This window comes from Streptomyces liliiviolaceus (genome assembly GCF_018070025.1).
In the GTDB taxonomy this organism is placed as follows: Bacteria; Actinomycetota; Actinomycetes; order Streptomycetales; family Streptomycetaceae; genus Streptomyces; species Streptomyces liliiviolaceus.
The window spans coordinates 1,512,595-1,526,518 of record NZ_JAGPYQ010000001.1 but is presented as its reverse complement, the minus strand read 5'-3'; the positions used below and the strand labels follow the sequence as shown (position 1 = coordinate 1,526,518).

General features: G+C 69.2%; 13 protein-coding genes. 7 read left to right on the top strand and 6 right to left on the bottom strand.

Annotated elements, in window-relative coordinates; all coding sequences use genetic code 11:
* Positions 1 to 184: 184 nt before the first annotated feature.
* Positions 185 to 1,108 carry a LysR family transcriptional regulator gene (locus J8N05_RS06775; RefSeq protein ID WP_210881545.1) on the top strand — a complete coding sequence of 308 codons (924 nt, stop codon included), beginning with the start codon at positions 185 to 187 and terminating at the stop codon, positions 1,106 to 1,108.
* Between the two features lie 146 nt (positions 1,109 to 1,254).
* Here the strand turns inward: J8N05_RS06775 and J8N05_RS06770 are convergent, their stop codons facing one another.
* On the bottom strand, positions 1,255 to 3,372 hold the full coding sequence (locus J8N05_RS06770) for an alkaline phosphatase PhoX (RefSeq protein WP_210881544.1): 2,118 nt from the start codon (positions 3,370 to 3,372) through the stop codon (positions 1,255 to 1,257).
* Between the two features lie 237 nt (positions 3,373 to 3,609).
* Here J8N05_RS06770 and J8N05_RS06765 point away from each other — a divergent pair, with 237 nt between their 5' ends.
* Both J8N05_RS06765 and metG read left to right on the top strand, forming a co-directional pair.
* Complete coding sequence (locus tag J8N05_RS06765) at positions 3,610 to 5,232, top strand: VWA domain-containing protein (protein WP_210881543.1); 1,623 nt, start codon at positions 3,610 to 3,612, stop codon at positions 5,230 to 5,232.
* A gap of 164 nt (positions 5,233 to 5,396) precedes the next feature.
* On the top strand, positions 5,397 to 7,121 hold the full coding sequence (metG, locus tag J8N05_RS06760) for a methionine--tRNA ligase (protein WP_210881542.1): 1,725 nt from the start codon (positions 5,397 to 5,399) through the stop codon (positions 7,119 to 7,121).
* A 72-nt stretch (positions 7,122 to 7,193) separates the two neighbouring features.
* Here metG and J8N05_RS06755 read toward each other — a convergent pair whose 3' ends face one another.
* Together J8N05_RS06755 and J8N05_RS06750 are read right to left on the bottom strand one after the other, a co-directional pair.
* The gene (locus J8N05_RS06755; protein WP_210881541.1) at positions 7,194 to 7,439 is read right to left on the bottom strand and encodes a hypothetical protein; all 246 of its coding nucleotides are present in this window, start codon (positions 7,437 to 7,439) and stop codon (positions 7,194 to 7,196) included.
* A 170-nt stretch (positions 7,440 to 7,609) separates the two neighbouring features.
* Positions 7,610 to 8,038: an ATP-binding protein gene (locus J8N05_RS06750; protein ID WP_210881540.1), complete on the bottom strand. Its 429-nt coding sequence runs from the start codon at positions 8,036 to 8,038 to the stop codon at positions 7,610 to 7,612.
* A gap of 222 nt (positions 8,039 to 8,260) precedes the next feature.
* Here J8N05_RS06750 and J8N05_RS06745 point away from each other — a divergent pair, with 222 nt between their 5' ends.
* From J8N05_RS06745 to J8N05_RS06735, 3 genes are all read left to right on the top strand, one after another.
* Positions 8,261 to 9,112, top strand: coding sequence for a helix-turn-helix domain-containing protein (locus tag J8N05_RS06745; protein WP_210881539.1), 852 nt, complete (start codon positions 8,261 to 8,263; stop codon positions 9,110 to 9,112).
* An 8-nt stretch (positions 9,113 to 9,120) separates the two neighbouring features.
* On the top strand, positions 9,121 to 9,318 hold the full coding sequence (locus tag J8N05_RS06740; protein WP_210881538.1) for a DUF397 domain-containing protein: 198 nt from the start codon (positions 9,121 to 9,123) through the stop codon (positions 9,316 to 9,318).
* A 195-nt stretch (positions 9,319 to 9,513) separates the two neighbouring features.
* Positions 9,514 to 10,458: a hypothetical protein gene (locus J8N05_RS06735; RefSeq protein WP_210881537.1), complete on the top strand. Its 945-nt coding sequence runs from the start codon at positions 9,514 to 9,516 to the stop codon at positions 10,456 to 10,458.
* A gap of 66 nt (positions 10,459 to 10,524) precedes the next feature.
* Here the strand turns inward: J8N05_RS06735 and J8N05_RS06730 are convergent, their stop codons facing one another.
* Positions 10,525 to 11,442 (bottom strand): DUF3152 domain-containing protein, encoded by a 918-nt coding sequence (locus tag J8N05_RS06730; RefSeq protein WP_210881536.1) that lies wholly within the window; start codon positions 11,440 to 11,442, stop codon positions 10,525 to 10,527.
* 134 nt (positions 11,443 to 11,576) lie between these two features.
* Between J8N05_RS06730 and J8N05_RS06725 the strand changes: the two genes are divergently transcribed.
* Complete coding sequence (locus tag J8N05_RS06725) at positions 11,577 to 12,053, top strand: hypothetical protein (protein WP_210881535.1); 477 nt, start codon at positions 11,577 to 11,579, stop codon at positions 12,051 to 12,053.
* Here the strand turns inward: J8N05_RS06725 and J8N05_RS06720 are convergent.
* Positions 12,041 to 12,499 (bottom strand): hypothetical protein, encoded by a 459-nt coding sequence (locus tag J8N05_RS06720; RefSeq protein WP_210881534.1) that lies wholly within the window; start codon positions 12,497 to 12,499, stop codon positions 12,041 to 12,043. The genes J8N05_RS06725 and J8N05_RS06720 overlap by 13 nt on opposite strands.
* A gap of 289 nt (positions 12,500 to 12,788) precedes the next feature.
* Positions 12,789 to 13,781 carry an intradiol ring-cleavage dioxygenase gene (locus J8N05_RS06715; protein WP_210881533.1) on the bottom strand — a complete coding sequence of 331 codons (993 nt, stop codon included), beginning with the start codon at positions 13,779 to 13,781 and terminating at the stop codon, positions 12,789 to 12,791.
* Between the last annotated feature and the right edge of the window lie 143 nt (positions 13,782 to 13,924).

Here is a 13,924-nt window from a genome sequence, read left to right as displayed (position 1 = left end):
ATGACTCCTTGCGTGGGGGGTGAAGTCGTCACCGAGGAGTTTCGGCGTCTGTGAGGCGGCTGTGATGATGCCAACAGGCGATAGGACACAGCTATCCGTACGAAACCGATCGCCCGACTCACCTGATTTGGATGGGGTTTGTGCATCTGGTGAAAGCTGTACTTCCGTTTTAGGCTCCGGCGGCATGGACCTTGAGGTCAGGCACCTCCGCGCACTGTGCGCCATAGCCGACACCGGCAGCCTGCACCGGGCCGCCCGGCAGCTCGGCGTGGCCCAGCCGTCGTTGAGCACCCAGCTCAAACGCATCGAGCAGGAGCTCGGCGGCCCCCTCTTCCTCCGCGAACGCACCGGCTGCCGTCCGACCCCGCTCGGCCTGGTCGTCCTGGGCCGCGCCCGCCCGCTGGTGGCCGAAATGCGGTCGCTGGTCGCGGAGGCACGGGCCGCCGCGACGGACGCCGACGGGCTCCAGCTCCGTATCGGCTCCACCGCGAGCCGCGCCCTCGCGGGCTGGCTGCGCCGGCTCCGTGCCCGCCAGCGCGAACCGGTCCTGCAGATGGACGTCTCCCCGAACGCCCTGCTGCGCATGCTCGCCGCCGGCCGGCTCGACGTGGCCTTCGTGCACGAGGTGGAGGGCAGCCCGCTGCGCATCCCGGACGGGCTGGCGCTGCGCGTCCTGGTCGACCGCGAACCGCAGTTCGTCTCGCTGCCGGCCGACCATCCGGCGGCCGCGTGCACGGAGGTCAGGCTCGCCGACCTGGCCGGGGACAGGTGGATGATCGATCCGACGGTCGACGGCGAGTGGGACGCCGTGCACCGCATGCTGCGGGCGGCGGGGCTGCGGCCCCGGGTGCTGCACGGGGACTACCACACGGCCGCCTCGCTGGTCGCGACCGGCGAGGTCGTCACGGTGTGCCAGCCGACGTGCCAGCCGCGTCCGGAGATGGCGGTGCGGCGGATCCAGGGGGACCCGCTGGGGGTCCGGCTGGTGCTCGCGGCGCGTACGGAGGGGGAGTTGGACCTGGTTTTTCCCGAGCTGTGGGAGGCGTACGCGGAGGTTGCGCGGGACGCTCCCGGCTATGGGGAGTGGCTGGATCTGGTGGGGGTGTAGGGACGTTCCCGGGGGCGGTGTGACGGTCGTGTGTCGGGTGCGGGCCGGTGGGGGCCGTTCGCGCAGTTCCCCGCGCCCCTGAAAGCCAAAGGCGAAAGACAAAGGGCGCCCTCTTCCCTGGAAGGCGCCCTCTGCCATCGTCTGCGTCAGACGCCGATGTCCTCGCCGTCCTTGCGCCAGACCGAGACGACCGACGGGCGGACGATCTTGCCGGGGCCGTCGGGCCACACGCTCGCCGGGTTCTCGACGGTCGCGCCCGTGATCTCGCCCGGGTGCTGGACCGCGACGAGGACACGGCGGTCCTGGACGAGCGGGCCGCAGGTCTCGGCGCCCTTCGGCACGGTCAGGAACTGCTTCAGCTCACCGCGCCGGTCGCCCTTGGTCGCCACGCCGAACAGGCCGTCGTGGGAACCGAGCTGGGCGCCGTCGGTGGAGATCCACAGGTTGCCGTGCGGGTCGAAGGCCACGTTGTCCGGGCAGGAGATCTGGCTGACCTTGTCCTTCGGGTAGCCCGCGAAGTACGTCGCCGGGTCCTTCGGGTCGCCCGCGACCAGGAACAGCGACCAGGCGAAGCTGGTGGCGTCGGCGCGGTTGCGGCGCTCGGTCAGCTCCAGGACGTGCCCGTGCTTGTTGGCGTTGCGCGGGTTGGCCTCGTCGACCTTGGCGTTGGAGCCGACACCGCGGTTGGTGTTGTTCGTCAGGGCGACGTACACCTTGCCGGTGTGCGGGGAGGGCTGGATGTCCTCCGGGCGGTCCATCTTCGTGGCGCCGACCTTGTCACCGGCGAGGCGCGTGAAGACGTACACCTCCTCGGCGGTCATGCCGGGGACGTGCGAGACGGCGCCCTTCGCGGTGGCGGTGGCCAGCGGGATCCACGTACCGCTTCCGTCGAACTCGCCGTCCGACGGAAGCTTGCCGGTGCCGTCGATCTCGATCGCCGGGGAGTCGCCGGTGAGCTTGGCGACGTACAGCGTGCCCTCGTCGAGGAGGGTCAGGTTGTGCTCGCGGGCGGCGCGGCTGTTGCCGTGGCGCATCCGCTTGCTGCCGACGAACTTGTACATGTAGTCGAAGCGCTCGTCGTCGCCGGTGTAGGCGACCGGGCGGCCGTCGTCCGTGAGACGGATCGTCGCGCCCTCGTGCTTGAACCGCCCGAGCGCGGTGCGCTTGCGGGGCGTCGAGGTCGGGTCGTACGGGTCCAGCTCGACGATGTAGCCGAAGCGGTGGACCTCGTTCGGCTCCTGGGCGACGTCGAAACGCTTGTCGAAACGCTCCCACTTGCGCTCGGAAGCGCCGGTGCCGATGCCGTAGCGGGCGTCGGTGGTCCGGCTCGCGTTGGCGAAGTACTGGTTGAAGTTCTCCTCGCCGTGCAGCGTCGTGCCCCAGGGGGTCTCGCCGCCGGCGCAGTTGTTGAGCGTGCCGAGGACCTTCTTGCCGGTCGGGTCGGCGGAGGTCTTCAGGAGGCTCGATCCGGCCGCCGGTCCGGTCACCTTGAACTCGGTGGTCGCGGTGACACGACGGTTGAGGTGGTGGCGGGGCACGGCGGTGAGCTTGCCGGTCCTGCGCTCCTCCTCGACCACGACGACACCCAGACCGTGCGCGGCCCAGGCGATCTCCGCCTGCTCGCGGGTCGGGTTCGCGGGGTCGTAGCCCTTGAACATCAGGACCTCGTCCGTGTACTCGTGGTTCGCCACGAGCAGCTGACGGCCGCGCTCGCCAGGCAGCGGGAGCAGCGCGAGGAAGTCGCAGTTGTAGCCGAACTGGCCGGCCTGCGCCGCGGCCGTCTGCCTGTCCGGGTCGAAGGCCGGGGCACCGCGCAGGATGGGCTCGCCCCAGCGGATGACCACGTTCTGGCCGTAGCCCTCGGGGACGGTGACGGCGTCGGTGGTGTTGGGCGCGACGGGGGTGAAGCGCAGGCCGCGGGCGGCCTTGCCCTTCGAACCGTGGGAGCCGTGCGAGCCGTGCGCACCGTGCGAGCCGGTTCCGAAGGTGGCCGCCGCACCCTCGGCGGGCTGGGCGGCGGCCGGGGCCGCGCCCGCGCCGACGAGCGCCCCGCCGGCCGCCGTGGTCACGGTCACCGCGGCGGCGGCACGCATCATCGACCGACGGCTGAGCGCTCCGGCGATGACGTCGCCGACGTATTCGTTGGCGCTGGTGTTGGGCGCCGGGTGGAAGCAGGCATCACCACAGCGGTACCGACAGGTCATCTCGGAACGGCCGCCCGGGTGTGAACCGGTCGAGCCGAGCAGAGGCAGCAGGTTGCGCACGTTCCCTCCCCTATGTCTGTGTCTGGCGAGACGCTAGGGGCACGCGCGTGCGAGAGCGCGGACGCAAGGTGAACGGAGAGTGAACTGGGCCCAGCCAAAAGGGCTTTGACCCCGACAGGCGTACGGGAACAGGTTCGATGTTTGGGCCCGATAAAGATCTTCGGTCCTGGCGGCTAACCTTACGTGTCCGTCCTGGCCAGGGATTGACGGAACCAACTCATGCGAAGGGTTGCGCACATGGGCATTCTCACCCGCCTGCGGAATGCGTTCGGAAAGTCACGCAAGGGGGACGCTGACGCTGCCGCGGTCCCTTCCGCATCTGCCGCCGCCGAGCCGACCGTGCCGGCCGCCCGGCAGGAGACGGCTCCCGAGCCCACGCCTGCGGCAGCCGAGCCTGAGGTCGCTGTCCCCGCACCGGCCACGGAGCGCGAGCCCGAGGCCGCGCCGGAGCCGGAGCCGAAGCCCGAGCGACAGGCCGAGCGCACGACCGAGCGCAAGACCGAGACGAAGGCGTCCTCGGTGGACGACCTGGTCTCGGCGGCGTTCGACAACGTGACGGTCCCGAAGCAGACGACGGCGCCTGCGGCGCGGGCTGAGGCCGAGGCCGACGCTGAGGCCGAGGCTGAGGCGGCGGCCAAGGCCGATGTCGAGGCTGCCGCGGAGGCTGTGGCCGAGGCGAAGCCTGCCGCCGAGGCGAAGGCTGAGCCCGAGCCGGTGGCCGAGCCCGAGCCCGTCGTGGAGGCGGAGCCCGAGGCGGCGCCTGCCGCGAAGGCCGAGCCGGAGCCCGTGGTGGAGCCGGAGCCGGAGCCCGTCGTAGCGCCCGAGCCCGCCGTCGTCGCCGCGGCCGAGGCCGAACCCGAGCTGGTCATCCAGCTCGTCCCGGAGCCCGAGACCGAGACCGAGCCCGAGACCGAACCGGTCGTCGAACCGACCGTCGAACCGAAGGCCGAGGCCGCAGCCGCCGAGGAGGCCTCCGAGGCAGAGGCGGAGGCCGAGGCGGCCGTCGCCGAGGTGACCCCGGAGCCGGCGCAGGAGCCCAAGTCGGACTCGAAGCCGGACCCCCAGTCGGACTCCAAGCCGGAACCCAAGACGGAACCGGCACCCGAGCCCGCCGCTGTCGCCACGGCAGAGGCCGAGAAGCCCTCGGCCCCCGAAACCGCGGCCGAGCCCGCCGCGGCCGAACCCGCCGCGGCCGAGCCCGCCGGGGGCGAGGACGCGGTCGCCGCCCAGGCCCCCGCCCTCCTCAGCGCCTACAAAGCAGCCGCCACCGCCCTGGCGAACCAGAACCTCACCGACGCCCGCGCCAAGGTCTACCTCGTCCTCGACCGCTCCGCGTCGATGCGCCCGTACTACAAGGACGGCTCCGCACAGGCGCTCGGCGAGCAGACCCTCGCCCTCGCGGCCCACCTGACGCCGGAGGCGAACGTCCAGGTCGTCTTCTTCTCCACCGAGCTGGACGGCACCGGCGAACTCACCCTCGCCGAGCACGACAACAAGATCGACGAACTCCACGCGGGCCTCGGCCGCATGGGCCGTACGAGCTATCACGCGGCCGTGGAGGAAGTGATCGCCCTGCACGAGAAGGCGGGCGCCCCCGCGGAGCCCGGCCTGGTCGTCTTCCAGACGGACGGCGCCCCGGACGCCAAGACCCCGGCCACCCAGGCCCTGACGTCGGCGGCGAAGAGTCACCCCGGCCTCTTCTTCTCCTTCGTCGCGTTCGGCGAGCAGGACAACAAGGCCTTCGACTACCTCCGCAAGCTGAAGTCGGACAACACCGCGTTCTTCCACGCGGGCCCGACCCCCCGCGAACTCACGGACGCGGAGATCTACGAGGGCGTACTGGCGAACTGGCGCCCGTAACCCCACGCCACAGCCTCACCCGGGCCGCCCCTTCTCGTCTCATAAAACGAGGAGCGGGCGGCCCACCCATGTCGGCTACGATTTCAAGGTTCGTAAGACGGCCGAAAGTCGAAGCAGCACCCGACCGGCCGTCACCCCACGTAGCGACTCGGGAGCAGCCCGCAATGGCTCGACACCTCATCACCAGCGCCCTTCCGTACATCAACGGGATCAAGCACCTGGGCAACATGGTGGGGTCCATGCTCCCGGCGGACGTGTACGCCAGGTACCTCCGCCAGCGCGGTCACGACGTCCTCTACATCTGCGCGACGGACGAGCACGGCACCCCCGCCGAACTGGCGGCGAAGGAGCAGGGCCTGCCGGTCGCCGAATTCTGCGCCGGAGCGCACGACGCGCAGAAGGCGATCTACGACGGTTTCGCGCTCGCCTTCGACCACTTCGGCCGCAGCTCGTCCCCGCAGAACGCGGAGCTGACGCAGCACTTCGCCCGCCGCCTGAACGAGAACGGCTTCATCGAGGAGCGCGCGATCCGGCAGGTGTACTCGCCGGCCGACGGCCGCTTCCTGCCGGACCGTTACGTCGAGGGCACGTGCCCGCACTGCGGTTACGACAAGGCGCGCGGCGACCAGTGCGAGAACTGCACGCGCGTCCTGGACCCGACCGACCTGATCAACCCGCGCTCGGCGATCTCGGGCTCGACGGAGCTGGAGGTCCGCGAGACATCGCACCTCTTCCTCCTCCAGTCGAAGCTGCAGGGCGAGGTGGAGGCGTGGATCGACGAGGTCGCGGACGAGTGGCCGCAGCTCGCGTCCTCCATCGCCCGCAAGTGGCTGACCGAGGGCCTGCACGACCGCGCGATCACCCGTGACCTGGACTGGGGCGTACCCGTCCCGGCCGACACATGGCCGGCGCTGGCCGCCGACGGCAAGGTGTTCTACGTCTGGTTCGACGCGCCGATCGAGTACATCGGGTCGACGAAGGAGTGGGCGGACGCGGCCCCGGAGGAGAACCGGGACTGGAAGTCGTGGTGGTACGAGCCGGCGGGCGCGTCGGACGTGCGGTACACGGAGTTCATGGCGAAGGACAACGTCCCCTTCCACAGCGTGATGTTCCCCGCGACGGAGATGGGCGTACGGGAGCCGTGGAAGAAGGTCGACCAGCTGAAGGCCTTCAACTGGCTGACGTACTACGGCGGCAAGTTCTCCACCTCGCAGAAGCGGGGCGTCTTCACCGACCAGGCGCTCGACATCCTGCCCGCGGACTACTGGCGCTACTTCCTCATCGCGAACGCCCCCGAGTCGGACGACTCGTCGTTCACGTGGGAGCACTTCACGGCGACGGTGAACAAGGACCTGGCCGACACCCTCGGCAACTTCGTCAACCGCGTCCTGTCCTTCTCGCGCAAGCGCTTCGGCGACGAGGTCCCCGCGGGCGCGGAGGCGGGCGCCCCGGAGGCGAAGCTCGGCGAGGAGATCGCGGCGCTCCTCTCCGACTACGAGACCCAGATGGAGGCGCTCCAGTTCCGCAAGGCGGCGGCTGCCCTGCGCGCCCTGTGGTCGGCGGGCAACTCCTACCTGGAGGAGAAGGCCCCCTGGCTGGAGATCAAGACGAACCCGGAGGGCGCGGCGCTGACGCTGCGCACGGCGATGAACCTGATCCACCTGTACGCGGTGGTCTCGGAGCCGTTCATCCCGTCCTCGTCGGCGGCGATGCGAGCAGCCTTCGCCCTGCCGAACGACACGGCGACGTGGGTAACCCAGGAGGAAGCGAAGTCCCTCGACTCCCTCCCCGCGGGCACCCCCTTCACGGTCCCCCCGGTCCTCTTCGCCAAGATCACGGACGAGGACCTGGAAACGTACAAGGAGCGCTTCGGCGGAGCCCCGGAGTAACGCCTCCGCTCCCCCTCCGACGGCCGGGGTGGTCCGGACACCGCACAACGACGGTGCCCGGGCCCTACTCCTCTACTCTTCGCCGAAGAGCTGCGCCGCATCCGTCGCATGAACGGCCCGCTGCGCCCGGAGTTCGAGCTCGTCGAGATCGGTGCAGGTGCGCACGCGCTCGCGTACCGAGTCCGGGACCTCGATGCCGCGCCACTGAAGGATGTTCAGCGTCATCTCGGCACGATCCGCGATACGCCCCTCTTCGCGCCCTTCTTCCCGTACCTTCTCGGCGACTTCGTGCCGGAAGAGGTAGTTGATCGCCGTCATCAGGTCCCTCCAGATCTGCTTCGCCTGGGGGTCGACCAGGCATGACTCGGTGAATCCGGACCGAGGACCAGCGGTCTTACGGTGAGCGAGTTCCAGACGGGCGGACCCATCCGGATGGGCTCTGCGGGCCGGAGAACCGGCCACCGAACTCGCCATCGACTCTTCTCCTTCTAAGCGGCACTCAAGTCACACCACACGTACTTGCCCCCACTGCCGTCTCTCGGCAGTGGGTACCAGCCCCAGACGTCCGCGCATGCCTGGACGAGGGCGAGGCCTCGGCCCGATTCCGACTCCGCCATGTCCGCCGGGTTCGCGAACGCCGCCGCCGGTTGCGGAGGGTCGGGGTCGCCGTCCCACGCGCCGATCCGCAGGACCCCGTCCCGCCAGCGCAGGCGTAGGGCGGCGGGGCCCTTCGCGTGGCAGACCGCGTTGGAGATCAGCTCCGTGACCAGTAGCTCGGCGGTGTCGGTGAGGCGGATCAGGCCGTGGATCGTGAGGATGAGGCGGAAGGTACGACGGCAGACCGTCACCGCGCGGGGGTCGGCGGGGATGCTGAGCGTGTACTCCCAGGGTTCGGGTTCGTTGACGTTTTGCGGCATGCGGGAACTCCGTTCCATGAATGGGAAGGTGAGAGTGGGGAGTAGTGGCATGCCGCAGCCGTCATGGCAGGACGGAGTGGTGCGCTTCCGGAGTCCCCGGGAATTCGCAGCGTGTGCGTAGCGTGACTGACGGTAGAGACCAAAGTTGGTCTCATGCAACCGGCTGTCATAATCTGCCCCCGAACGAGGCAACCTGCACCGCCGCTGCGACGAGGAGAACCCATGGCTCGGAGACGGCAGCCCACCGCACGCCAGATGCGCCTCGGTACCGAGCTGCAGAGGCTGCGCGAGGCGGCCGGCCTCAAGGGGCGCGAGGCTGCCGCGGCGCTGGGAACGGACTCGGCGCGGCTGAGTCAGATCGAGTCCGGGGTCGTCGGCATGAGCGAGAACACCGTCCGCCGACTCGCCGCCGCCTACTCCTGTTCAGACAGCCAACTGATCGATGCACTGGTATCGATGGCGACTGACCGAACTCGCGGCTGGTGGGAGAAGTACCAAGGCCTGCTGCCGATCTCGTTTCTGGACATCGCCGAGTTGGAGCACCACGCCTCGCACCGGTTCGATGTCGAGTTCCTCCACGTCCCCGGCCTCTTCCAGACGGAGAACTACGCTCGCGGACTCTTCTCGTACCGCGTCCCCGAACTCCCTTATACGGAACTGGAATTGCGAGTGGGTCACCGCATGGAGCGCAAAGTGGTCATCACCGGTCCAGCGCCCATTCCGTACGAAGCGCTAATCCACGAGTCGGCTCTTCGCATCCGAGTCGGCAACCGGAGCGCCACGCAAGCTCAGCTGACTCACATCCTGGAGCACTCCGAAGCCGATCACATCACTACGCGCGTGATCCCTTTCGACCTGGACGACTTCGGCGGAGCGTGGAGCGCGATGGCGTACGCGGGTGGTGTGGTACCCAAACTGGACACAGCGCTTCGCGATACCGCCCACGGAACCGCCTCCATTGATTCAGAGGCACAACTCGCAGCGCTGCGAACCCTCTTTCGTAAGGTGAAGACCGTGTCACTCGACCCCAAAAAGTCGCGTGACTTCATCCACCGGCTGGCCAAGGAACTGTGAGGCGCACCATGCCCACCCCCAAGAACTGGCAGAAGTCGTCCTTCTCCGGCGGCGCCGACGGCAACAACTGCGTCGAGCTATCCGCCGCCCAGCACGCCATCCACCTTCGCGAGAGCGACGACCCCTCCACAGAACTCGTCACCACTCACACCTCCCTAGCCCGTCTCCTCCACGGCATACGTTCCGGCGCCCTCGGCAGCGCGTAGAGGCGGCTCATGAGGTCGCTATCCAGTGGCCTCCGTCGTCGTAAAAGGCTTCATCGCCGCTGATGGCGGGCGCTCACTCGGGCGGGTGAATATTTCCAACTATGTAGTTATCAGGTTGCTTTGGGGCCTTACGCTCCCACTGCAACCTGCTGCTGGCATGCGCCACCGGCATATCTCACACCGCCAGGAACCCTCATGGTCAGCGCGCCGCACGAGGCGATGCACCGCATCTTTCAGGACCACCCGGACCTCTTCTCCGGGGTCTCCAAGGTGCTCGGCGTCGACTTCGCCCCGCCCACCTCGGTCACTCTCATGCCGACCGACCTCACCGAGGCCAGCCCACTTGAACGCCGCGTCGACACGTTGCTGCGGCTGGAGACCGAGGACGACGAACCGCTCCTGGTCGCCATCGAGGCACAGGGCAAGAAAGACCCGGACAAGCCGGCGAGCTGGGCGTACTACGCCTCGTACCTGCTCACGAAGTACCGGCTGCAGCCGATGCTGCTGGTCGTCTGCCAGGACCACGCGACAGCCAAGTGGGCTGAACAGCCGGTCCAGTTCGGTCCGCCCCAATGGCCGTTGCTCACCCTGCGCCCGCTGGTCGCGGGGCCGCACAACATGCCGGTGATCACGAGTCCGGCGGAGGTACGCAAGGATCTCGCGCTCGCGACACTGTCCGCGATCACTCACGGCAAGGGCCCTGAGATCGGGACGATACTCAAAGCGGTGACGACCGTTCTGCGGGACGAACCGGACGCGGTCAAGAACCCAGTCATCGAATTCATCTCACGCGGCCTGGGCAAGCTGCCCGCCGCAGCACTTTGGAGGACACTCGTGGCCGTGGACCTTTCTTTCTACAAGTCACCCATCTTCGAAGAAGTCCGCGAGGAGGCCCGAGACCAAGGCCGACAGGAAGGCCGACAAGAAGGGCGGGAGGAAGGGCGGGAGGAAGGGCGGGAGGAAGGGCAAGCACAGAGCCGGGCCGAGGGCATCTTGGACATCTTCGAGGTGCGCGGCATCGACGTCCCCGAAGCCGTCCGGGAGCGCATCACCAACTGCGTTGACCTCGAAATCCTGCGCCACTGGCTGCGACGCGCCGCCGTAGCCCCCTCCGCCGACGCGATCTTCACCGACGACTAGTCACGTCATGACTCGGGAAAGCCTCCGCCCTGGCCAGGCGGGGGCAGGTCACGCCGAAGGCCTCGCTCACGGCACCCTCGGCCCCGTAACCGCCCGCCCCTTCTCGTCGTACGGCCAGACATTCGGCGTGCAGCCCCGCATCCCCTTGATCTGTTGCATCATCGCCGGGGCCGGTTTGCCCGGGCCGGGGCATGTCACGTGGCCGTGGCCGAGGAAGTGGCCCACCTCGTGGTTGATGATGAGGGCGCGGTACGCGTCCACGTCGTCGGCGTAGACCGGGGTCGCCAGCAGCCAGCGCTTGAGGTTGACCACCACGTCCTTGCCCACGCTGCAGTTGACCTCGCCGCGCGTGTTCAGGCCGTAGCGGCCGCAGATCTCGTCCACCGTTCCCGGTGTGGCCAGGCGTACGACGAAGTCGGCCGAACCTGTCGAGACCCGTTTGAAGCCCGACCTGCCGTCGGCCGTCCAGCCTCGCCTGTCCGCCAGTACGTCCTCCACCTGGCCTGCCACGTCCGCCGCCGACTGCGCGAGGCCCTTCTCCACGACGACCTTGTAGCGCAGCGTGCGGGCGCCCTTCCCCACGGTTCCGCTCCCACCGCCGGCCGTGGTGAACGTCCCTGGCCCCGAGGAGGGGATGGAGGGGGAGGACGAGGGAGACGAGGGAGAAGAGATCGAGTCCGGGGACTCCTCGTTTTCCGGGCTCGCACTGGGCTTGCTCTCCGGCGAGGGCGGGGATGAGGGCCGGTTCGACTCCTCGGCCGCTGCCTGCGGTTCGCTGTCGGAGCTGCTTGAACTGGACTCCGCCGGTGTCCCCCCACCCACCGTCAGCGCCGCCGCCGATAACACCGCCAGCGCCGCCACGCCCCACAACAGGGGCCCCTTTCCCCTGCCGCTACCGCCACCCCCGCCCGCGGAGCCTCTGCGACGGCGGCGGGATCTCGCTGTCGAGGACGGCTTGGTCGCGCGGCGGTTGATCTTGGTCATGAGCATCAAGAGTGAATACGCGGGGTGTTGGGTTCTGGCTCAGCGGATAACGAAGCCATAACGCCCAGCTGAATGCGCCCCCGTTACGGGACCCCGCTCCTGGCATGTGCACGATTCATCCGTATGGTTTCGTCATGGCAGTCCCCCAGCTCATCCCGATCGCGTACGAGCCGCGCCACCGCACCGATGCCATCGGTCACTACGCGGAGGGGCAATTCCTGGGGTCGGTCACCTACGCCTTCCCCGAGGATTACCGCCCCGACGACGGCTGGGAAGAACACAAACGGCTCTTCACCGTGCTCCACACCTTCGATTCAGAGGGCCGTCACCGCGACTCGGAGATCTGGTGCGCCGGCAGCTGGGCCGAGCAGCAGCGCAACCCGCAGGGGCCCGACTCGGTCCTCGCCCAGGCGCAGGCCCATCTCGCGAAGCTGCTCCGGAGCCTCCCTCGGCGCCGTTACACGGACATCGCGGTCCAGCCCTTCCGGCTCACCCGCGACGGCGTGCTGTTCGGCCTGCTGACCGGCGAGGACGAGGGCGAACCCTGGGCCGAGCTCTACCCGGACCGCCTCGGCTTCGACCCGCCCTGGGACGGCACCTACGACACCTGAGCACTCCGCCAGGCCCGCCCGTCCTCGCTCCGCCGCGCCTCCGCGTCGGCCTGGTCCAGGCCGAGGGAAGTACGGGCCCTGCGGACATGGTCGATTCCCTCGGCCGCCGTCCTTTTCACCAGGGCGTACTCGGCCGCCGTACGGGCGGTGGCCAGTTCCGCCCGGGCCGTGCGTAGGCGTTCCGAGGCGTCCGTGAGGGCCTGCGTCGCCGTCCCGTCCACCCTCGCTCCTGTCCATGCGCGTACCTCAAGGGCCGACAGGCCTGCCCCCAGCCGGACCACCCAGCGGTTGGCGTCGGCCTCCGCGTCCAGGTCGGACATGCCTGACAGCCCGGACGGGCCGGACTGGCCAGACGGGCCGGGCCGGTCGCGCGTCCAGCCCCAGCGGCTCCTCGCGACCACCGCTCCGGCGATCAGCAACAGTGCGAGCAGCACGGCGAATCCCATGTTCTCCTCCGGTGATCTCGTCCGGCGCCGCCGGTGTCCCGCGGGCCTGCGGGCCTGCGGGGTGTTCCCACCCTCGCACCTGCCATCAGACGCCCCGTCGCTGTGCCCACCCGACGAACACCCTGTGGGTCACCTGATCACCGCAACCACCTCGACCACCCTGATCGCCCCGACCACCCTGATCACCCCAGTGGGCCCGGGACGTCCTTCGTCCCGGGCCCACTCGCCGTACGCGTTCCTGCGCGGCCTGCGCGGCCTGCGCGGCCGACTCAATCGGCGGTCACCAGCTTCAGCTTGCCGACGCCGACGCCGTCTCCGACGCCCCCGGCTGCACCGCGTCGTCCGTACCCTCGTGCGTCGCGTCCGGGTCGACGCCCATCGTGATGGAGCCGACGACCCCCTTCGCGATGGCGTTCTTCTTGTACTTGAGCTTCAGGAGACCGCCGGCCGTACCGGACTGGTCGTAGATCGTGTCCTCGGTGAGCGTCGTGCGCTCGGTCGTCGACGTGGAGTACGGCTCGACCTCCGCCGAGGCGAGCACCGACTCCTCGTCGAAGAAGAACTGGCCGGTGTGGCAGGTGTTCCCGCCCTCGTAACCGGCGTCCGTCCAGGTGCCGCCGACGTGCACCTTGGTGTGGATGTGGACGCAACGCCCCTGGTACCAGCCGGGGAAGACCGTCTTGAAGGTGACGAAACCCTGCTTGTCCGTCTTCCACGTGCCGCGCAGGTAGCGCTTGTCGTCGGTGGGCTCCTGGTGGCCGCCACCGCCACCGCCGGGCGGGGGACCGGTCGGTGTGCCCGTCGGTGTGTCGGTGGGCACGTCGGTGGGCGCCCCGGTGGGAGGCGTACCGCCGCCACCGCCGGATGAGTCCTCGTAACCGGAGTAGAGACCCAGCGCGTCACAGTGCCAGATGTCCACCGCGGCGTTCTTGATGGGCTTGCAGGTCTCGTTGTCGATCACCTTGAGGCGGAGGGTCATCGCGATGCCCTCTCTGTCCTCGGTGATGTCCTGCCGGAGCTTGTCGGCATCGATGTAGTACGGCCCCTCGGTGGTCTCGGAGGTGAGCTTGTAGCAGCCCTCCGCGACCGTCGAGGTGGCGCTCGCCGACGCGCCCTGCGCGCTCGCGGCCGTCTGGCCGGCGTTCGCGGTCGCGGCGATCGTGCCGCCCACGCCCACCGCGGCGACCGCAGCGCCACCTGCCACGACGACCTTGCGCCGCGTCACGTTCCGCTTGTGTTTCGGCCCTTGGGCCGACTGACTTCCTGTCATGTTTCCCGTCATGAGCGAGGAAGCTAGGGAAGAAGGCTGTCAACAGCGTGGGCGCGGACTGTGGATTACCGTTCGCGTGCGGAACGTGGCGCGAATTGATCGGCCGCCGTCGAACCCTCCGGGCGAAGGCCTCCGGGCGGAGGCCTCCGGACGAC